General features: G+C 49.5%; 17 protein-coding genes. 15 read left to right on the plus strand and 2 right to left on the minus strand.

Annotation, left to right across the window (positions count from 1 at the left end):
- Positions 1–86 precede the first annotated feature (86 nt).
- Positions 87–446, plus strand: a complete 360-nt coding sequence (locus IC229_RS24000) for a DoxX family protein (RefSeq protein WP_223834167.1) — start codon at positions 87–89, stop codon at positions 444–446.
- Between the two features lie 6 nt (positions 447–452).
- On the opposite strand, the gene IC229_RS24005 is transcribed toward IC229_RS24000, so the two are convergent.
- Positions 453–1,181: a LytR/AlgR family response regulator transcription factor gene (locus IC229_RS24005; RefSeq protein WP_190889627.1), complete on the minus strand. Its 729-nt coding sequence runs from the start codon at positions 1,179–1,181 to the stop codon at positions 453–455.
- A gap of 19 nt (positions 1,182–1,200) precedes the next feature.
- Positions 1,201–2,322, minus strand: coding sequence for a sensor histidine kinase (locus tag IC229_RS24010; protein ID WP_190889629.1), 1,122 nt, complete (start codon positions 2,320–2,322; stop codon positions 1,201–1,203).
- A 258-nt stretch (positions 2,323–2,580) separates the two neighbouring features.
- Between IC229_RS24010 and IC229_RS24015 the strand changes: the two genes are divergently transcribed.
- From IC229_RS24015 to IC229_RS24080, 14 genes are all read left to right on the plus strand, one after another.
- Positions 2,581–3,057, plus strand: coding sequence for a (2Fe-2S)-binding protein (locus IC229_RS24015; RefSeq protein WP_190889631.1), 477 nt, complete (start codon positions 2,581–2,583; stop codon positions 3,055–3,057).
- Positions 3,054–5,216 carry a xanthine dehydrogenase family protein molybdopterin-binding subunit gene (locus IC229_RS24020; RefSeq protein WP_190889633.1) on the plus strand — a complete coding sequence of 721 codons (2,163 nt, stop codon included), beginning with the start codon at positions 3,054–3,056 and terminating at the stop codon, positions 5,214–5,216. The genes IC229_RS24015 and IC229_RS24020 overlap by 4 nt, the downstream gene beginning before the upstream one ends.
- 86 nt (positions 5,217–5,302) lie before the next feature.
- Positions 5,303–7,444 (plus strand): xanthine dehydrogenase family protein molybdopterin-binding subunit, encoded by a 2,142-nt coding sequence (locus IC229_RS24025; protein WP_190889635.1) that lies wholly within the window; start codon positions 5,303–5,305, stop codon positions 7,442–7,444.
- A gap of 163 nt (positions 7,445–7,607) precedes the next feature.
- Positions 7,608–9,686, plus strand: coding sequence for a glycoside hydrolase family 97 protein (locus IC229_RS24030; RefSeq protein ID WP_190889637.1), 2,079 nt, complete (start codon positions 7,608–7,610; stop codon positions 9,684–9,686).
- 57 nt (positions 9,687–9,743) lie between these two features.
- A complete protein-coding gene (locus IC229_RS24035; protein WP_190889639.1) occupies positions 9,744–10,328 on the plus strand; it encodes a hypothetical protein in 585 nt (194 codons plus the stop codon).
- Between the two features lie 143 nt (positions 10,329–10,471).
- On the plus strand, positions 10,472–10,894 hold the full coding sequence (locus tag IC229_RS24040; RefSeq protein ID WP_190889641.1) for an OsmC family protein: 423 nt from the start codon (positions 10,472–10,474) through the stop codon (positions 10,892–10,894).
- Positions 10,895–11,062: 168 nt separating this feature from the next.
- Complete coding sequence (locus IC229_RS24045; RefSeq protein ID WP_190889759.1) at positions 11,063–12,352, plus strand: pectate lyase family protein; 1,290 nt, start codon at positions 11,063–11,065, stop codon at positions 12,350–12,352.
- 216 nt (positions 12,353–12,568) lie between these two features.
- The gene (locus tag IC229_RS24050) at positions 12,569–13,513 is read left to right on the plus strand and encodes an RraA family protein (RefSeq protein WP_190889643.1); all 945 of its coding nucleotides are present in this window, start codon (positions 12,569–12,571) and stop codon (positions 13,511–13,513) included.
- 165 nt (positions 13,514–13,678) lie between these two features.
- On the plus strand, positions 13,679–14,956 hold the full coding sequence (locus tag IC229_RS24055) for a mandelate racemase/muconate lactonizing enzyme family protein (protein ID WP_190889645.1): 1,278 nt from the start codon (positions 13,679–13,681) through the stop codon (positions 14,954–14,956).
- Between the two features lie 160 nt (positions 14,957–15,116).
- The gene (locus IC229_RS24060; protein ID WP_190889761.1) at positions 15,117–16,418 is read left to right on the plus strand and encodes an MFS transporter; all 1,302 of its coding nucleotides are present in this window, start codon (positions 15,117–15,119) and stop codon (positions 16,416–16,418) included.
- Positions 16,419–16,518: 100 nt separating this feature from the next.
- Positions 16,519–17,730, plus strand: coding sequence for a mannonate dehydratase (gene uxuA, locus IC229_RS24065; protein ID WP_223834168.1), 1,212 nt, complete (start codon positions 16,519–16,521; stop codon positions 17,728–17,730).
- Between the two features lie 100 nt (positions 17,731–17,830).
- Positions 17,831–18,385, plus strand: coding sequence for a DUF4136 domain-containing protein (locus IC229_RS24070; protein ID WP_190889647.1), 555 nt, complete (start codon positions 17,831–17,833; stop codon positions 18,383–18,385).
- A gap of 341 nt (positions 18,386–18,726) precedes the next feature.
- Entirely contained in the window at positions 18,727–20,838 is a 2,112-nt protein-coding gene (locus IC229_RS24075) for an alpha-glucuronidase family glycosyl hydrolase (protein ID WP_190889649.1), read from the plus strand.
- Complete coding sequence (locus IC229_RS24080) at positions 20,838–21,626, plus strand: SDR family NAD(P)-dependent oxidoreductase (RefSeq protein ID WP_190889651.1); 789 nt, start codon at positions 20,838–20,840, stop codon at positions 21,624–21,626. The genes IC229_RS24075 and IC229_RS24080 overlap by 1 nt, the downstream gene beginning before the upstream one ends.
- Positions 21,627–21,662: the final 36 nt, after the last annotated feature.

Consider the following 21,662-nt stretch of genomic DNA (forward strand, 5'->3'; position numbering starts at 1 on the left):
TTGGTATACTGCTACCAAATGGATACTTCCGTTGAGTAGGTTTGCTTCATCAACCGCAGCGCAAACGGCTGCCTTAAATCACTCTAATGATGAACTCGAAAAGCAAACGTATCATAACCATCGTTGTTACAGCACTGGCGGCCGGGATGGTTGTTCTTAGTGGTATTATGAAGTTAACACAATCGGCGCAGGTCATGGAAGGTCTCAATAAAGTGGGCGTTGGGCCGTATGTGATTCTGCTGGGTTGTATGGAGATTGGCTTCACGCTGCTCTATCTCTACCCCAAAACGATGAAACTGGGTTTTATTCTACTATCCTGCTACTTCGCCGGCGCTCTGGCAACTGAACTCTCGCACGGAACACCGTTTAACGCCATTACACCAATCGCGTTAGTATGGATTAGTGCTTTCCTGCGCGATAGAACGACATTTTTGCCAACGACATAGTCAACTTCACTTCTTCCACAACTTATCCGACAGCACCTGATTCATAACCTGGTCGCGGTAGTTGCGACTGATGGGAATACGGTGGGTCTGGATGAAAATCTCATTACCTTCAATGCCTTCTATTTTGGGAATCGAAACCATGTAGGATTTATGCACCCTAAGAAACCCATGTCCATCTAGATTTTGCTCTAAGCTTTTCATATTCAGCAGCGTTACGTATTTCCCTTTGCTCGTAAAAATCGTTACGTAATTCTGCAAACCCTCCACAAACAGAATATCATCGAAGAAGATTTTCTCGTACTTATTACCGCATTTGACAAAGAAATAATCGTCGCTGGTTTCTGATTTCGGTGCGCCCAGCGCAGTCGATTGGTTCAGAAGTTTGTGGTATTCTCTGGCTTTATTGGCCGACTTAAAAAACCGGTCGAACGTAATGGGTTTCAGCAGGTAATCCAGTACGTTGAGTTGAAAACCTTCCAGCGCAAAACTCGGATAGGCCGTTGTGAGAACAACCATCGGCGGTTTGGGTACCATTTTCAGGAAATCAATCCCACTCATTTTGGGCATCTGAATATCCAGAAAAATCAGGTCAACCGATTGCTGTTCCAATACGTTGATAAGCTCCAGCGGGTTTTCGCAGGTACCAGTCAACTGCAGAAAATCAACCTCCCGAACGTAGCTGGCCAGCCCCTCGCGCGCCAACGGTTCATCATCGACAATAACACAGTTCAGCATTGTTATGGAGGTTAAATTATCAGGCAACCTGCAACGTAGCAGCTTGCGCTATTTCGGTCAGTTTCAGCCGTAGTGCTACGTTGAAACTCATCTTATCCTGCTGAATATCCAGTTCATATTGGCCAGGATACAGCAAATCCAGTCGACGCTGTACGTTCTTCAGGCCAATACCTCCGTAGTGAACGGCTTCCTGATGTTGACTAAACGTAGTACTATTCGATACAACCAAATTCAACTGCTGGCCTTCCAGCGCCAGTTTGATACGTATCCAGTTTGGTCGGTCGCTGTCTTTTGATACGTGCTTAAAGGCATTTTCGACAAACGTCATCACGATAAACGGCGCGATGCCCAAGTGATCGGAATAACCCGACTCGATGTCAACGGTAACCGTTACGTTGTTATTCTGCCGAAGTCGCTCCAGTTCAATAAAATTTTCCAGATAGGCAATCTCGCGACCCAACGGTATCTGCTGATCATTACACTCATAAAGCTGATACCGAAGCAGTTCCGAAAATTTAGCCAGCGAATTCGACGCCATATCCGGGTTTTTGTGAATCAGAAAAAAGATCGAATTGATCGTGTTGAACAGGAAGTGCGGATTGAACTGATTTTTCAGGAATTTAAGTTCAGTTTCCAGTTTTTCTTTTTCCAGCAACTGCTGTCGATTACGTGTCTGAATCCAGCTTTTCGTCAGCTTAATGCTCATTGCCAACGTCATACTGGCCATCGTCGAGGGCAATGCATTTCCCAGAAACTGATAATAGCAGGCCGATTCACCAAACAATTCCTGTATGGTTTTCCCACTGACAAAGGCACTAAAATAATACCCACCGGCTATGCAGAACGTAGCAAACAATATCGTCAACAGCAAATAGAGAATGTACGGGGTAAATCGGCTTTTTTCCAGGTATCGGGGAATCAGGAAATACAAGTTGAAGTAGACGGCCAGCGCCTGAAAAATGACGTAGAAACTGTATTTAAGCGTGTAAGGCAGGATTACAATCGTCTGAAGAACCGCTACCGGATTTCCCCACGTAATGACCCACGAGATATAATGATACAAAAACCAGAATGGCAGGTGGTAGAGTTTGTACCTAAAAAACCAGCTCTGACTCAATTGATTATAGGATAAGGCACGCATGTCCGTCAGCACGATTTACTCGATAACAATTGCCACAAGTTACGTGAATCAGCCAGAACTATGCTGCTCCATTCTATGAACGGCCAGAACTAATTGACCAATTACCCAGCCTGAAGGACAACCTGCACGTCAACAACCATTTCTAAAATTCCGCGATTTTCCTGCTGTTCGTCAACTAAATCGAGTCAGTTGTCAATCCATTTTTTTATTCAGCTAAGCCCATTTTTTCTTTGATACGTTGGTCTAAATACGACTGTTATGCCTTTGTATCAATTATCCATCAACGGAAAAAAGTATAGGGTTAACGCTGATGCTCAGATGCCTTTACTTTGGGTCATTCGGGAACTGGTTGGCCTTACGGGTACGAAATATGGCTGTGGCATCGCTCAGTGTGGCGCTTGTACGGTGCATCTTAAAGGTGCTCCGGTACGTTCCTGTTCCTTTCCGGTATCGGCTGTACTGAATCAACCCATCACCACTATTGAAGGGATTTCGAATGATAATTCTCACCCGGTGCAAAAAGCATGGATTGACGAGCAGGTGCCGCAATGTGGCTATTGCCAAAGTGGGCAGATTATGTCAGCGGTTGCACTGCTGAGAGATAATCCTCATCCTTCCGATGCTGACATTAATGCGGCCATGCAGGGAAATATTTGCCGTTGTGGCACGTACCCGCGCATCCGAAAAGCCATTAAACGAGCCGCTGCTACGCTTCCTAAAACGAACGGTCAATGAAAATAATGAAGGAAATTTCTCGCCGAAATTTTATCCGCCAGACGAGTCTTTCAGGAATTGCCTTGACCCTTGGGGCTTCGGTTTCAGGAAAAACAGCGGTGGAAATCATCAATGCCCAGACGCCCGACAAAATGGGTACCGAATTGATGTCCTGGATTTCCATTGACAAGTCCGGAAAGGTAACGATTGTGAGCCATCGTTCGGAAATGGGACAGGGAACGTACCAGGCCATTCCGCAGATGATTGCCGAAGAACTGGAAGTCAATCTGGATCAGGTAACCATTTTTTTCGCACCGGCGAATCCGAAAAAATACGGCCCGCAGCCGCAGGAAGGCAGTTTTTCGGTACGTGGCTGGTATAAGCAACTGCTACAGGTTGGCGCATCAGCGCGGGAAATGCTCATCGACGTAGCGACCAAACGATGGAATGTCGCTACGTCGGAATGCTACGCGAAGAACGGCGACGTCATTCATAGACCTTCCGGCAAAAAGCTTGGCTATGGACTTCTGGTTGAAGAAGCTGCTACGTTAACGCCCCCTCAGAACGTAGAACTAAAAAGTCGGAAGGCGTATAAAATCATTGGGAAGCCGTTGCGCCGTCAGGATATTCCACTGAAAATCAACGGCACGGCTCAATTCGGACTCGACAAAAAACTACCGGGAATGCTGTATGCGGTGGTCGAACGGAGTCCGCGATTTCGGGGGAAAGTAAAACGATTCGACGATTCCAAAACGAAAGCCATACCGGGTGTAAAACAGGTTCTGACGGTCAAGCGAGCCGTTTTTGGCAGTTTGTTCGAAGGAGTCGCTGTTGTAGCCGATTCGCTTTGGGCCGCGCTGCAAGGGCGAAAAGTGTTGGTAGTCGAATGGGATGATTCGGGCTTTGATCATCCTGGTTCTGAACAGCTTGCTAGTCAGATGCGGGAGAATCTTAAAAAACCTGGGCCGTCTCCCCAATTCGAAGCTGCTTTTGAAAACGCGACTAAAAAGCTGGAAGCGGTTTACGAAACGCCTTACCAATCACACAGTTGCATGGAACCGCTCAACTGCATTGCTCACGTACAGGACAATCGCATCGAGATTTGGGGGCCCATTCAGGAAGCGAACTGGATCCAAGCCGATTTGAGTGAACGAATGGGCATTCCGAAAGAAAATGTCACCGTAAACATGACTTTTCTGGGCGGTGGTTTCGGACGTAAAGCCTTTCCCGACTACCCCCATGAAGCGGCTTTAATTTCCAAAGCCATAAATGCACCTGTTCAGGTTGTATGGACGCGGGAAGATGATATGCGTTTAGGTCCGTTTCGTCCGGGTGCTTTTTACGCATGTAGAGGTGGGATTGATAACAAAGGCCAAATCCAAGCTTTACAGACAATAACGGCCACACAATGGCTTGGCGAGGGCTGGAGTCCCGAACCCTATCCTGATCCGAAACCAGCGGGGTATAATTCAGGAAGTTTAGAAGGAATGCCAAGCCCTTATTTCAAGGCAATTCCGCATTACAGTTTTGGTGGCGTGGGGACCCGTTCGCCAATACCGGTCATGTGGTGGCGTGCCCCGATGGCCAATACAGCGGGTTTCGCGGGCGAAAGTTTCGTAGATGAACTCGCTCATCTGGCTGGTCAGGACCCGATGGATTTCCGCCGAAGTCATTTACCTGACAAACGATTTCAAGCTCTTCTTGACCAGTTGGAAGCTATTAGCAACTGGAAATCAAGAGGTAAAAATGCGGGTTGGGGCGTAGCGATTACGGAATGCTTTGGTGGTATCTGTGGTCATATCGTTCAGGTCGTTCGCAAAACCGATGGCAAACTCAACATCAATAAAGTGATTGCCTTAATCGATTGCGGCTGGTATGTCAATCCCGACATCATCCGCGCTCAGGTAGAAGGAAGCATCATTATGGGTCTGGGAGCGGCCATCAAGCATGCCACTACGTTCAACGACGGAAAAGCTGTACACCAGAATTTCAATACGTACGAAATGCCCCGCATGACCGATACGCCTGAGATTGAGGTGCATATCATGGAAAACGATGAGCCTGCCGGAGGTGTCGGCGAACCCGGCCTCCCTCCATTCGCCCCTGCCCTATGCAATGCCATTTTCGACCTGACGGGCAAACGCATCCGCACATTGCCGTTCAAACTGGAAGAAGTATAATTATGAGGCTATTTAAGGAATCAAAAGAAGCTGAAAATGAGCCTTTTTGCAACAGGAACTATCCAACGTAACGACGAAGCGATCCAATGAACAAAAACGGTCAGATAAACCGTAGAGATTTTCTAAAAATCGGTACGTTCGCCACCGGAGGTCTTTTGGTTGCTTTTACCGTACCGGATAAGATTCCTTTTGCCAAACCGACTGCTACGTCCGAAGCCGCCCTGAATGCGTTCCTACGCATCGGTACGGATAACAGCATTCACATTACGTTGTCGAAGGTTGAAATGGGGCAAGGCATCTGGACGACTTTACCGATGCTGATTGCCGAAGAACTGGATTGCGATTGGAGCCAGCTACACGTAGCACACAGCCCGCCGGGGAAAGCGGGGGATTTTCTGGAACCACCAGTCTATAAATCCACCGGCGGTTCCGAAACAACCATTCGGGAATTTGACCGCTATCGCATGGCCGGAGCCATCGCCCGAACGATGCTGGTAGCAGCCGCTGCGAAACGGTTTGGTGTACGGTCCGAAGATTGCCGAACCGAAAACAGCTACGTTATTGCTGGTAATCAACGTATCAGTTACGGCGACGTAGCAACCGAAGCGGCCAAACTACCGGTTCCGAAGGTGACACTTCGTGATCCTAAAGATTGGAAATACATTGGCAAATCGCGGAAACGGCTGGATGCACCCGAAAAAATTAACGGCAAGGCCCGCTACGGTTTTGATAGTCAGTTTCCGGGTTTATTGACCGCACTGGTGTCGCATCCACCGATTTTCGGCGCAACCGTAAAAACACTGGATGCTACGCAGGCCAAAGCAATCAAAGGCGTTCGGAACGTAGTACAGATTCCGACCGGTGTAGCGGTACTGGCCGATCATTTCTGGGCTGCCAAACAAGGTCGCGATGCGCTGAAAATCGAGTGGAATCTGGGCGAGAACGCCAATCTGGACACAAATATGCTGACTGATACGTATCGACAATTGGCCAAAACGGAAGGGTTGACCATTCAGAAAAAAGGCAACGTAACGTCGGCGCTGGCTAAATCAGAACGTAGCATTGACGCCGAATACAGCTTTCCCTACCTCGCTCACGCGCCAATGGAACCGCTGAATTGTACCGTAAAAATCGGGAAAGATTCCTGCGAAGTCTGGGCGGGTACACAATCGCCTTTGCTGCATCAGGCAGAAGTAGCAGCTTTTCTGGGACTAAAACCCGAGCAAGTCCAGTTCCATACGCCCTGTATTGGTGGCAGTTTTGGCCGACGCGGTTCCTTTAGTTCCGACTGGGTGATGGAAGCGGTACACATCGCCAAAGCCAGCGGCAAGTTTATTAAGCTTGTCTGGACACGCGAAGACGATATCAAAGGTGGCTATTACCGACCGATTTACGTGCATAATGCGCAAATTGGGATCGGTGCGGATGGCTTTCCGACTGCCTGGCAACACCGGATTGTTGGGCAATCGCTGTTCGTAAATACACCTTTGGCCGATGTCATCGCGCCTAAAGGCATCGATTATAGTTCGGTTACGACCGGCGCTCCCTATTCCAAATCCATTCCTGATTATTCGTTTGAATTGCATACTACGTCGGTAGGAGTTCCGGTGCTTCCCTGGCGATCTGTAGGCAGTACGCATACAGTTTTTGTTGTGGAAACGCTCATCGACGAACTTGCTTTCCTTGCCAAAACTGACCCGGTTGTTTATCGCCGTGCATTCTTTAAAAACTCCCCAAGGCATCTGGCCGCCCTCAATCTCGCAGCCGAAAAATCAGCATGGAGCAAACCTTTACCCAAAGGCCAATTCAGGGGAATTGCCGTTTGTGAAGCGATGGGAAGCTACGTAGCACAGGCTGTTGAATTATCCGTTGAGAATCAGGCGATCCGTGTTCATCGGGTTGTCTGCGCAATTGATTGCGGACTAGCCGTCAATCCCGATGGCGTTCGCGCCCAGATGGAAAGCGGCATTGTTTTCGGGCTTACGGCCGCCCTTTACGGCGAAATCACCATTCAGAACGGCGTGGTTCAGCAAAGCAATTTTCACGATTATCCAATGCTACGTATGAACGACACGCCCATCATCGACGTACACATTGTACCCAGCACCGGAAAAATGGGTGGGGCCGGCGAACCCGGAACAGCGCCCATCGCCCCTGCTTTGGCCAACGCCATTTTTGCCGCAACAGGTAAACGATTCCGGCAGTTGCCAATACCTGCGTTCTGGTAGAGACAAGGCATGCCTTGTCTCATTGGCGTCAGCAAAACCATCCGGTCATGAGACAGGGCATGCCTTGTCTCTACATAGCTATAGGTTAAAAAAATCACATATTTTTTGCCTATTGTTCTAAACCCACTACATTGTTGGCAGCGTTTTCTTTAGCCTAGCCAACATGCTCACTATTAAACCGATTCTACTGGTCCTGCTTATCTGGCCTGCTACGTTCCTGTTTGCCAAACCGACGTTTTCAGTCACGTCGCCCAACGATGCGCTTCGGTTATCGGTCGCCAATGGGCCAACGGGCAACGTAACGTATCAACTGACCTACAAAGGCAAAAAGGTAATTGAGCCGTCGAGCCTTGGCTTTGTGCTGAGCAAACCCAAGATATCGCTCACTCAGTTTACGATTACCGCAGCTGACTCATCCTCTAAAAACGAAACCTGGAAACCAGTCTGGGGCGAAGTCCGCGAAATTCGAAATCACTACGACGAACTGGCTCTTACGTTGACCAGTAAGGATACGATGGCAATCAAAGTAGTCGTTCGATTTCGGGTATTTGACGATGGCGTTGGTTTCCGCTACGAATTCCCTGAGCAGAAATCACTGACCCATTTTATCGTTGACGATGAGAAAACGCAGTTCGTGCTGGCCGGCGACCATAAAATCTTCTGGATACCGGGCGATTACGAAACCAACGAATATCTCTACAACACGACCCGAATAAGTGAAATCGACGCAAAAACAGCATTTGACAAGGAGAAAGATATTGCGTTAACGTCCTTCATCGGCCCCAACGCCGTCCAGTCGCCGTTGCTGATGAAAACTGGCGATGGATTGTACATCAGCATCTACGAAGCGGCCCTGATTAATTACCCGGTCATGCATTTGCAGGTGGATAAGCGTAAACTTGCGTTCACGTCGCAGTTGACGCCCGATGCGGTGGGCAATAAAGCTTATCTGCAAACACCCGCCCAAACGCCCTGGCGTACGATTCTGGTTAGCGACAGAGCTACGGATTTGTTATCGTCCAAACTGATTCTGAACCTTAATGAACCCTCAACCATTACTGACCCATCGTGGATAAAACCACAGAAATTTGTGGGTATGTGGTGGGAAATGCATGTTGGTAAAGCGACCTGGGAGAAAAAAGGCGGCAAGCACGGCGCGAACACCCAGAACGTAAAAAAATACATCGACTTTGCCGCTAAATATGGTTTCGATGGTGTATTGGTCGAAGGCTGGAATGTGGGTTGGGAAGACTGGTTTGGCAACTGGAAAGAGAACGTATTCGATTTTGTAACTCCCTACTCCGACTACAATCTGGACTCATTGACCACCTACGCGCAACAAAAAGGGGTACGTATCATCATGCACCATGAAACGTCGGGCTCCGTCACCAACTACGAACGGCGGATGGATGCGGCTTTTCAGTACATGCAAAAGGAAGGTATCAACACCGTGAAAACGGGTTACGTAGGTCGAATCATTCCGCGTGGAGAACACCATGATAGTCAATGGATGGTTGGTCATTACCAGCGCGTTGCGGAGAAAGCAGCTCAGTACAAACTCATGGTCGATTCGCATGAATCGTCGCATCCAACCGGGCTGCATCGTACGTATCCGAACTGGATGGCCAGTGAAGCCGCCCGAGGTAGTGAATTTAACAATGCGCCCACACTCGGAATCACACCTGAACACACGACCATTCTGCCTTTTACCCGATTGCTGGGCGGACCAATGGATTTTACGCCGGGGCTGTTCCGGTTCAAACTCGACCAGTTCGATTACAAACGTACCACACGGGTACGTACTACGTTGGCGAAACAACTGGCGCTCTACGTAACGATTTATAGCCCACTACAAATGGCCGCCGATTTACCCGAAAATTACGAGGCTCATCTGGACGCGTTTCAATTTATCCGTGACGTACCAGTCGATTGGGATGACACTAAAATCATTGCTGCCGAACCCGGCGATTATATCACAATTGCCCGTAAAATCAAAGGAAAAGACAGTTGGTACGTGGGCGCCATCACCGACGAAAACAGCCGTGACATCGCCATTGGACTGGACTTCTTAGAACCGGGCAAAACCTATCAGGCTACCATTTATCGAGACGCCCTCACCGCCGACTGGCAAACTAATCCAGAAGCCTACGTCATTGAAAAGAAGCCGGTAAATAGCAAAACTAAGTTACCAATTCATCTGGCCAAAGGTGGTGGTTGTGCGATTCAGTTTATCAGGAAATAAAGGGCATTCCAACCCTGATAGCTGTTGCTGAGTCTATCCGGTAAAATCGCAATAGTTATGAAAAATTTACTTGGATTTATAAGCTTATTGTTCTGTTTTTTAGCCTGTTCACGCTCGGACAAAGACCTGCTTCTCACGCCAGATGGGCCTGATGGCTCCAAGAACGTAACGGCTCTATTAAACGATTCTACCTGGTACGGGCGTGGAAATGCGTCTAAAGTAATAGCCGTAGCAGGTGATGCCTGCCGATTGAATCGATTCAACCTTTATGTCTCGAATGAACTTCCTTATCCTAAAGGAGCCAGAGAATCAGCGCCATACGACTGCATCGGCCCTTGTAATACGACTCAGCACCTTAGTTTTGAGAAAGTCCCCCTAGCAGTTGGCAAATACAATATGACCGATTTGACGGCCTGCTCACCCTATCCGCTGACAGGGGCTAGTTACGGCCTGTTGATTGGTGGCGACGCAATATTTGCCTCGTATACAGCAAAAGGTACAGATAGCGGCTGGATCGAAGTGACTAGGGCTGATACGGTGGCTAACGTAGTAGAGGGCAATTTTGAGCTGGCGCTTACGTCGCAATCAGCGAAATCGGTTCGCTTTCGAAATGGACGTTTTGCGGTTCGTTTGCAGAAATAATGTAAACGGTATCTACGATGAATAAGTAGCCGGACAGTAGGTCGTTGTAAAAACGTTTGATTTATCCAACAAAGTCGCGCTATTTTGTCCCACTCAATTCGAGAACGACAATAGTTTCGACAATCACTTAACATTCAGTTATTATGCCAATCAAACGGAATGCTTCCGCTCATTGGGAAGGCTCAGGCAAAGACGGCAAAGGAACCGTATCGACTGCCAGCACCGTACTTAATCAAACTCAGTATTCCTTCAACACGCGCTTCGCCGACGGCGTGGGTACTAACCCCGAAGAACTGGTAGCCGCAGCACATGCGGGTTGTTTTTCCATGAAACTGGCCTTTAACCTTCAGGGAGCCGGTTTTACAGCCGATTCGCTTGATACAAAATGTACAATCACGCTCGACACTGACAGCGGTAGCATCAGCGAATCGCACCTGGTTGTAACAGCAAGTGTTCCAGGTATTGATCAGGAAAAATTTCAGGAACTGGTTGATGACGCCGAAGCCAACTGCCCAATTTCCAAACTTTTCAACACGAAAATCACCGTTGAAGCGAGTTTGGCGTAACGGAAGAAGTTAGATCATGATAAAAGTAAAAAGCCGGGGCGACCTGGCTTTTTCGTTTCAAGTCTGTAGGTAACGTAACAACGTATGAAATTCCGCAAAATCTTCCCTCAATCGATACGTTGGCGGCTTTGGCAAGTCGTCGGATTAGCAGTTTTGTTGCTGCCAATTATGTCCCAAGGTCAATCCGGTTTTTCCAAATCGCTCGCTTTTCCGGGCGCAGAAGGGTTTGGCCAATACACCAGCGGTGGCCGGGGTGGTAAGGTCTTGATCGTCAAAAATCTGGATGATAGTGGGCCTGGAAGTTTCCGGGAAGCCATCGAATTTCGTGGACCACGTATCATCGTGTTTGCCGTATCGGGTACCATCGCCCTGAAATCAAAAATCCTTATCCGTCAGGGTAATCTTACCATTGCGGGCCAATCGGCGCCGGGGGATGGTATCTGTCTGAAGAATTACAACGTATCGATTGAGGCCAATAACGTTATCATTCGCTACCTGCGTTTCCGTCTGGGCGACGAAGCCAAACAGCAGGACGATGCCATTACGGGCCTTCGGCAGAAGAGAATTATCATCGACCATTGCTCCATGAGCTGGGCCACCGACGAATGTGCTTCGTTTTACGATAACGAGAATTTTACGATGCAGTGGTGCCTCATCTCCGAAAGTCTCAATAAGTCGGTTCACGAAAAAGGGGCGCACGGCTACGGCGGCATCTGGGGCGGTTTGGGCGCTACGTTCCATCATAATCTGATCGCCCATCAGCACAGCCGGACACCCCGTTTCTGCGGTTCGCGCTACCACAAGCAGCCCAAACGCGAGATAGTCGATTTCCGAAATAATGTCATTTACAATTGGGAGATCAACAGCGCGTACGGCGGTGAACAGGGTAATCATAACATGGTCAACAACTACTATAAAGCTGGCCCGGCCACACGCGATACGTTACGTAGTCGCATCATCAATCCCTTCAAACCGTATGGAAAGTTCTACGTAACAGGCAACGTAGTAGCTGGAAACGAACGTATTACCAGCAATAATCTGTCGGGCGGAATTCAGGGCGCACCTCTCGATTCGGTACTAGCGAAAACTCCCTTTTTCGTCGAACGTATCACCGAGCAAACAGCGCAACAGGCTTATGAACAGGTACTTGCCAAAGTTGGGGCCAGCCTCCGGCGCGATGCCGTCGATAGCCGCATTGTGAACGATGTCCGGCAGGGAACCGCTACGTTTGGTCGGGATCATAAAGGGATTGTTGATTCGCAAACCGACGTTGGTGGATGGCCCACACTGAAACAAACTTCAGCACCAACCGATACCGACGCCGATGGTATGCCTAATATGTGGGAAAAAGCTAAGGGATTGAACCCGAATAGTGCGGACGATGCCAGCTTGTTCACGCTGGACGAGCAGTATTCGAATATTGAGATGTATCTGAATAGTTTGGTCACTACGCCCTAACAAGTAATAAGCCTATATATTGATTGTTTTTGTCATGCTGAGGCACGAAGCATCTTAAAGTTCCTAAACCTGAGGGTAAAGAAACTTTAAGATGCTTCGTGCCTCAGCATGACAAAAACTACGCATCAATCACCGTCTGCATAAGTAAAGGGTAGAAGCGTTTAGCCTTCGTCTTATCACAACCGAATCCTCAAACCAACCTTACGCCTTAATCTGATGAAACCACAACTCGCTCTGGTAGCCCTGCTGAGCCTAAACGCCTGGAAGACGCCTGTCTTTTGCCAGCAGATTTCGAAAGAAGAACTCATTTTCTTAACGCCCGACTGGAAAGGCGAACGCTTCCCCGATGGCCGCCCAAAAGTGTCCGACGCGATTCTGAAACGAATGAAACTCGTTACGCAGGAAGAAGCCTGGGCTGTATTGAAAGGTGAGAAATACCGGTATCAATTCGCAGGAGGCTGGCAAACCATCAACCCCGACAGTGTGTTGGTGGGTAGAGCCTTGACCGCTACATTTATGCCTGGACGCCCTGATGTTCATCGGGTTACGGACGACAAAGGGCATAACAAAGATGGGCGCGTGAAATCGCAGAATGCCTGGCCTATCGATATGCTGGTGAAAGGCGATGTATACGTAGTAGATCAGTTCGGTATGCACGAAGATGGCCCCACCATCGGCGACAACCTGGGCAACTCGATTTACGCAAAAACCGGCAACGGCATCATCTACGAAGGGGCCGTCCGCGACGTAGCAGGGTTGAAAGAAATTGGTGGTTTTACGTCCTATTTCCGTAGCTATCACCCATCTCACCACAATCCCGAAGGCGATTTGAACACTACGTTGGTAGGTATCAACCGCCCGACACGTATCGGCAAAGTGATGGTGATGCCCGGCGACATAGTGCTGGGACGCGACGGTGGCGTGTGCTTCATTCCGCCACATCTGGCCGAAAAAGTGGTCAAGACCTCCGAGATCATCCGTTTGCGCGATATGTTTGGGCATCTACGCTTGCGGGAGCAGAAATATACGCCCGGCCAGATCGACTCGCGCTGGTCGGACGAGATTGAGAAAGATTTCTCGCAATGGCTCAATGCGCATCTCGATAAATTACCCGTTCCGAAAGAGCAAATTCAGGACTACTTGAAAACACGTACTTGGTGATTTTGTCATTGCTGACGAAGGAAGCATCTTAAAGCTTCCCAACGAGCTAGTAAGGTAACGATAAGATGCTTCCTCCGTCAGCATGACAAAAATTGTTTCTGACAAAAAGTTAAACAGCTTCCTGGTTTTACTCCTTTATTCCTGATAACCTTCTGACCTAATTTTATGCATACCTCTCGCCGATCTTTTTTAACCAAGAGTGCTTTAGCCAGTGTTTTCAGTGCCAGTGCGTTATCCAGTTTTGGTGAAGGGCTGGAAACCGCCGTCAACCACGCTCCGCAATCTTCAGCGCCATCCGATCTGAAAATCACCGATATCAAATGCGGCTACATACGTAACGGTCACAGTTTGTTCGTAAAAATCCATACCAACCAGGGCATCTGGGGCTGTGGAGAAGCCGTCGACGCGTCGGTTGGTACGTATCACCTGGTAAAAATGATGGGCCAACGTATCCAGGGAAAAAGTCCGCTCAACGTGCATCGGCTGTTTGAAGACGTTCGGAAGTCAGGTTTTTTCGAGGGAGCACAAGCAGGTATCTACATTTCCGTGCTGTCTGCCATTGAAACGGCTCTTTGGGATCTGGCCGGGAAAGCGCTCGGTCTGCCGGTTTATCAACTTTTAGGTGGAAAATTCCGGGATAAGGTTCGGGTTTACTGCGATACGGGTGCGTATCGCGAAACCGATACCAGTCCCGACGCTTTCGGGAAAAGTGCAAAAAAAGCCGTCGATATGGGTTTCACAGCCGTGAAATACGACATCGATGAACGTAACGATCCCAACAAATATGACCCGTATAACTGGACCGCCAGCCAGGGCGAACTGGAGCGGATGTACAACCAGATTGCCGGTGTTCGGAAGGCGGTCGGCCCCAAAATCGACATCTGCGTGGATATGCACGGTCGGTACGACGTAACAACCGGTCGGCGGGTGGCCAAGATGATGGAGCCGCTGAATCTGCTGTTTCTGGAAGAGCCCATTCCAGCCGAAAACCCCGAAGCATACCGGCAAATTCGGGAAGCTTCAAATACGCCCATCTGCGCAGGCGAAAACCACTACCTGGCTCACGGTTTCCGTAAACTACTCGAAATTGGTGCTGTCGACATCATCATGCCCGATTTGCAGAAAGCCGGTGGTTTGGGTGAAGCGCAACGTATCGCCAATCTGGCCAATCTTTACTATGTACCGTTTGCTCCGCACATGGTGGCGTCGTATCTGGGTGCCATGGCGTCGAGTCATGTCTGTGCGTCGGTGCCTAATTTCCTGATTCTGGAGTGGCAAATTTATTTCCACGAAGAGCCCATGTTTAAAGAAATCGTTACGTTCGATGGTCCGATGGTTGAAAAAGGATTTATTCCTGTATCGAACAAACCGGGTATTGGCGTGGAAATCAACGAAGAAGGCATGAAAAAATACGCTCCTAAAGACGTACCATTCTTTGTTTAGAACCGAGCTTCGGTCAATTTTATTCGACCATTCCATTGTTTGTAGACAGTAGCTAAACGGACTACCTGTGTTTTAACGTAGTAAGCCAACATTTTTTTAAATCGAGTTTCGCTCAGTGACTTCAAAACCGACCTCCTCAGCCGCTACGTCCAGTCCAGTAATGGGCAACGTATCAGGCCCTAAAACGAATTATCGCTGGATAATTGCTACGTTGCTTTTTGTGGCCACGACTATCAATTACCTCGACCGCCAGGTAATCGGTCTGCTGAAACCCATTCTGGAGCAGGAGTTCGGCTGGAGCGAGCTGGACTATGGCAATATCGTCGCCGTATTCACATTTTTCTACGGCGGCACTACGTTGCTGGCTGGCTACATCATCGACCGCATTGGCACCAAGATGGGTTACATCTGGGCCATTCTGATATGGAGTATTGCAGCTATGGGTCATGCGCTGGCCGGTGGCACGTTTGGTTTCATGGTGGCGCGGGCGCTGCTGGGTATCGGTGAGGCCGGTAACTTTCCGGCTTCCATAAAAACCGTTGCCGAATGGTTTCCGCAGAAAGAACGCGCACTGGCCGTTGGCTTTTTCAATTCGGGGGCTAATATTGGAGCGGTAGTTGCTCCGGCTATTGTTCCCCCGCTGGCATTGATGGCCGGTTGGCAAATGACATTTATTCTGACAGGAGCGTTAGGTTTTCTCTGGATCGTGGCCTGGTGGTTCTATTACGACATACCAACCCAACACAAAGGTATCAATCAGGCGGAGTTGGCGCACATTACCGAGGAAACAACCATTACCGATGCGGCTCCTGTTCAGCTACCCAGCGATGATACGGCTAAAGGTTACCCTATTTTCTCAAACAAAGCCATCTGGGGATTTATGGGCGGCAAATTCATGACTGACCCCATCTGGTGGTTTTTCCTGTTCTGGCTGCCTACGTATCTGTCGAAAATCTACAACCTCGATCTGAAGAAACTAGGCGCCCCGCTCATCGTGATCTACCTGGCCGCGACCGTCGGTAGCGTAGGCGGTGGCTGGCTCTCGTCCAGGCTGATTCAGAGCGGATGGCATCCGACGCGTGCCCGTCAATGGGCGATGGCTCTGTTCGCAATCTGCGTAACGCCCGTGATGCTCATTAGCCAGATGAACAGTTTGTGGCCCGTTATCGGCATTCTCTCGCTGGCGGTGGCTGCTCACCAGGCATGGTCGGCCAATATTTTCACCGTAGCCGCTGACCAATTCCCCAAAAGCGTACTTAGCCGCGTCGTTGGGCTGGGTACTATGGCAGGAACAATTAGCGGTTTCTTCTTCCCGCTGCTCGTTGGACAGATACTGAACCATTATACGAATCTTGGAAATCTATCGCAGGGGTACTACATCATTTTTTACATTGCCGGCTTTGCTTACCTCATCGCCTGGAGCGTCCTTTACTTCTTCATTTTCAGTAAAGTGAAAAAATAGGTTAATGAGATATGAAGTAGGATATATGAAGTATGGTATGGGTACTATACTTCATATATCCTACTTCATACATTGACAACCACACTACACAAAGTTCCTTATGTTACAAACCATGCGCTGGTTCGGGCCGAACGACCCGGTTTCGCTAATGGACATCCGCCAGGCGGGTTGCGCGGGCGTCGTGACGGCGCTTCACCAGATTCCGGTGGGCGAACTTTGGACGGTCGAAGAAATTAACCGGCGAATTCAACTAGTTGAAGCGGATAATCACCGCTATTCGCACCTGCACTGGGCCGTTGTTGAAAGTTTGCCGGTGCACGAAGACATCAAAAAAGCGCGTCCCGGACACGAGCGCTACGTTGAGAACTACAAACAATCAATTCGAAATCTGGCTTCCTGCGGCATCACAACCGTTTGTTACAATTTCATGCCCGTGCTCGATTGGTCGCGCACCAATCTGAGCTATGAGATGCCCGACGGTTCGCGCGCACTTCGGTTTGTGTGGGAAGATTTCGTCCTATTCGATCTGTTCATCCTGAAACGCCCCAACGCCGAAGCGGATTATGAACCCGAATTGATTGAAGCCGCCCGTCAGAAATTCGCCCGTTCATCAGCCGAACAGATTGCCCAGCTGACCAACACAATTCTGTTAGGTTTACCCGGTTCCGAAGAAGCGTTTTCGCTCGCTACGTTCCAGGGCTTACTAAATGAATACGCGACCATCGGCGACGAGCAACTTCGGAACAATTTGTATGCATTCATTCAGCAGGTAGCTCCGGTGGCAGAGGAAGTTGGAGTTAATCTATGCATCCACCCCGACGACCCGCCATATCCACTATTGGGCCTACCCCGCGTCGTCAGTACAGAAGCTGATTTGGCTCAATTGATGGCTGCCAGCAATGTAACGGCCAATGGTATTACGTTCTGCACCGGCTCGCTGGGCATTCGCGCCGACAACGATCTGCCCGGTATAATCGAGCGATTCGGTGAACGGATTCACTTCATTCACCTGCGAACAACCAAACGAGAAGAAGAGAATGTAGTAGGTGGCCGTCATAATTTCCACGAAGCCGACCACCTCGAAGGCGATGTCGATATGTACGCGGTCATCAAAACCATTGTGCTGGAACAGAAACGGCGGGAGATGGTCGGTGTTGGCGTTACGTCCATTCCGATGCGCCCTGACCACGGCCACCAGATGCTCGACGATTTACACAAAAAGACGTATCCGGGTTATTCGGCCATTGGTAGGCTACGCGGTTTAGCCGAACTACGAGGTCTGGAACTGGGCATACTACGTTCGTTAGATTAAAGAGCGGAAGAGCGTTAAACAATCGGATGGCTTTGCTCTTTGCTTACTTTTCTGCACAAAATTCAACAACGAATCGTTGTTTATAAAACAGCTATTCGTTATGAAAAATCAACTTGGAATTAGCATCGTCTGCCTACTTCTGGGCTTATTAACTTCCTGTTCCTCTTACCGAATTACTCGTAATCAATCGGATAACACAGCTACCTGGTCGGATTACCGCACCTATGCCTTCCTGGATACGACCCGCCTAAGCGATAGCCCTCGGACGATAACGTACCGGACAGCTATGGAGCAGCTTAAGCAGGCTGTGGCGGCTGAATTTCGGAACCTGGGTTACCAGCCAACAAAAGATAATCCTGATTTATTGGTTAATCTTGGCGCGGTGGTACAGGAGCGAACGCAGACCCGTACGACAACCATCCAGGAGGCTCCGCGCTATATCGGGCAACGACGTTATCACTGGCAAAGTCAGGAAGTGCCCGTTGGTACGTATGAGGAAGGAACTGTCAATCTGCATGTGGTCGATGCGCAGAAAAACGCGTTGGTGTGGGATGTTGCCCTGTCGAGCGTGCTTAACCGGCAGGGCCTTTCGTCTGAACAGATTAACAAGGCTGTGGCAAAACTTTTCGAGAAGTTTCCGGGACAACAGAAATAAGGCTACAGCAGATACCACACACGCAGAAAACGATCAGCTTGAGCTTGCGAGTCCGAGTTGATCGTTTTTTGGGGCAGCCGCTATAGATCGGTAAAAAAGCTTAAAGAACTACGGATTGATACGTTAATTTGCTAGCATGGCGGCCCGTTGTGCGGTACCATTCAGGAGCTTTCATCCAATCTTCTATCCAGATATCCGGCTTACGCCTGATTCCGCTCTGGTTTAAAACGGTACGTACCACGCTCCCATCTCAGTATATAAGCTCCCTGATAGCCTTCCATACGTAAACATTTACATACAGCTTTGGTTGCTGACCAATCGCCTTATCGTTCCCTTGAATTATGAAAAAATCGTTTGCCTGGCTACTCTTTCTCCTACTATTTGCCGGACGTAGCAACGCAGATGATGGGTATCGGTTGTGGCTGAAATATGACTTGATTCGCGACGCGGCCAAACGTACTACGTATGCTCAGTCGGCGCAGTTCATTGCGCTTACGGGTAACAGTCCAATTTTGCAAACGGCGGCTAATGAATTGCAAACGGGTTTGCAGGGACTGCTCGGTAAAACCATTCCAATTATTGCCAATGCAGGAAATCGGACGGGAGGAATAGTTCTTACGCTACGTAACACTCCCGACGCCGGGGCTGGTACGTTGAACGATGAAGGATATCAGATTGAACAACGTAGTAATATTCAGATTTCCGCTAAAACCGACCGAGGTGTGCTCTACGGCGTTTTTGCGCTGCTACGTTACGTTCAAACCGGCCAGTCGTTACACCGTATCACGCTGACCAGCAATCCTAAAGTTCGGTATCGATTACTCAATCACTGGGACAATACGAACGGAACCATCGAACGTGGCTACGCGGGTGAATCGCTCTGGAAATGGTTCGAACTGCCCGCTACGGTCGATTCGCGTTACCGCGATTACGCCCGCGCCAATGCGTCGCTGGGTATTAATGGCACGGTAGTCAACAATGTGAATGCCAGTGCGCGGTTTATGACCGACGAGTACATCGAAAAAGTGGCCGCGCTGGCGAACGTATTTCGCAACTACGGCATCCGTCTTTACTTATCGATTTATTTCCCCGCTCCTAAAACCATCGGTGGCCTGAAAACAGCCGATCCACTAGAGCCGGAAGTGAAAAAATGGTGGGCTGATAAGACCAAGGCGATTTACAAAGCTATTCCCGATTTTGGCGGTTTTCTGGTCAAAGCGAACTCCGAAGGCGAACCCGGCCCGCAGGATTACGGCCGCACTCACGCTGACGGAGCCAACATGCTGGCCGAAGCACTGGCACCCTACGACGGCGTAGTGATGTGGCGGGCATTTGTTTACAAAGCCGACCCCAAAGCCGATCGTTTCAAAGCTGCTTACGAAGAATTTGTCCCGCTAGACGGTAAATTCAACAAGAAAGTGATCATTCAGGTGAAGAATGGACCAATTGATTTTCAGCCTCGTGAGCCGTTTTCGCCCATCTTTGGCAACATGCCTCAAACGCCATTGTCGATGGAGTTTCAGATTACGCAGGAGTACATGGGATTTGCCACGCATACTGTTTTTGAAGCACCGTTGTTCAAGGAATGCCTCGACAGTGATACGTTCGTAAAAGGCAAAGGTTCGACGGTAGCGAAGGTAGTTGATGGGAGTTTGCATGGCTACAACGTAACAGCCATGGCCGGGGTCGCGAATACGGGCTCCGACCGAAACTGGACCGGCAATCCGATGGCGCAGGCCAACTGGTATGCTTTTGGACGGCTGGCGTGGGATCATACGCTTTCCGCCGAAGCCATCGCCCGCGAGTGGGTGACCATGTCATTAACATCAGAGCCCAAATCGGTACAGACGATCATCAATATGCTGCTAAAATCACGGGATATTTACGTAGCATATAACACTCCATTAGGTTTGTCACGTCCGTGGACGGGCGCACACTTCGCCCCCGAACCCTGGCAAAATCGAAGCTCGCGCCCCGATTGGACAGCCATTTACTACCACCGCGCCGATTCAGCAGGATTGGGTTTCGACCGAACGACAACAGGAAGCAACGCTCTGGCTCAGTATCGCCCGGAAGTACAGCAGCAATGGAACAACGTAGAGACTTGCCCCCTGCCCTATCTGCTCTGGTTTCACCACGTTCCTTGGACGAAGAAACTCACTAATGGCCGCACACTCTGGGACGAGCTTTGTGTTCATTTCTACAGCGGTGCCGATTCGGTACGTTGGATGCAGCAGCAATGGGTGCAGGTGAAACCAGCCGTTGATCCAGCGATTTTTGCCGACGTAGCAGGCCGATTATCAACGCAGTATAAAGAAGCCATCTGGTGGCGCGATGCGTGGGTGCTTTACCTTCAGCCGTTCGCCCGACAACCAATTCCAGCACCTTTCAAGAAACCAGACCGAACGCTGGATGAGGTTAAAAATCTGGTGAATATTTACCAAATGCGATAATGGAAGAACAAATCACAGAAACCCAAAAAAATCTGACTGTTTTCTCACTTGAAGGCAAACTCGCCCTGATCACTGGTGGTGGCAGCGGCATCGGTTTCGACATTGCCCGCTGTATCGTACAGGCCGGGGGGCGTGTCGTTATTACGGGTCGGCGGGAGCAGCCGCTTCAGGAAGCAACCAACGTACTGGGCGAACGTGCTACGTATCAGGTCAATGACGTAACGGAACGAGCATCGCTGAACAAGTTGGTCGAACGTATCGAAACGACGGTGGGACCGATTGATATTCTGGTTAACAACGCAGGTATCAACTTAAAAAAACCGGCTCTCGACGTAACAGATGAGGATTTCGACCGGATTGTACATACTAATCTGAACTCCGTTTTCAGCCTCACGCGGGCCTGTGCTCAACAGATGATGGCGCGTAAAAGTGGTTCGATCATCATGATTTCGTCGATGGCTGCTTACTATGGTATCGACCGGGTGGTGGCTTATGCCGCTTCAAAATCAGCTGTTGAAGGGATGGTAAAAGTATTGGCTTCGGAATTTTCGGGCAACGGCGTGCGGGTGAATGCCATCGCACCCGGATTCATCGAAACGGCCATGAGCAAAACCGCCATGAGTGGCGACCCCGACCGGTTTGCGCGCGCCATGCGCCGGACTCCGATGGGCGCTTTCGGCAAACCTGAAGATATTGGGTGGGCAGCTGTGTTTCTGGCATCTGAGGCTGCTCGCTACGTTACAGGCGTTTCGCTGCCTGTTGATGGGGGCAATTCGATTGGTTTTTAACGTAGTGTTTGCTCTTCGAATCAACCTGTAACGCTT

It is taken from the genome of Spirosoma profusum (genome assembly GCF_014699005.1).
Lineage (GTDB): Bacteria > Bacteroidota > Bacteroidia > Cytophagales > Spirosomataceae > Spirosoma > Spirosoma profusum.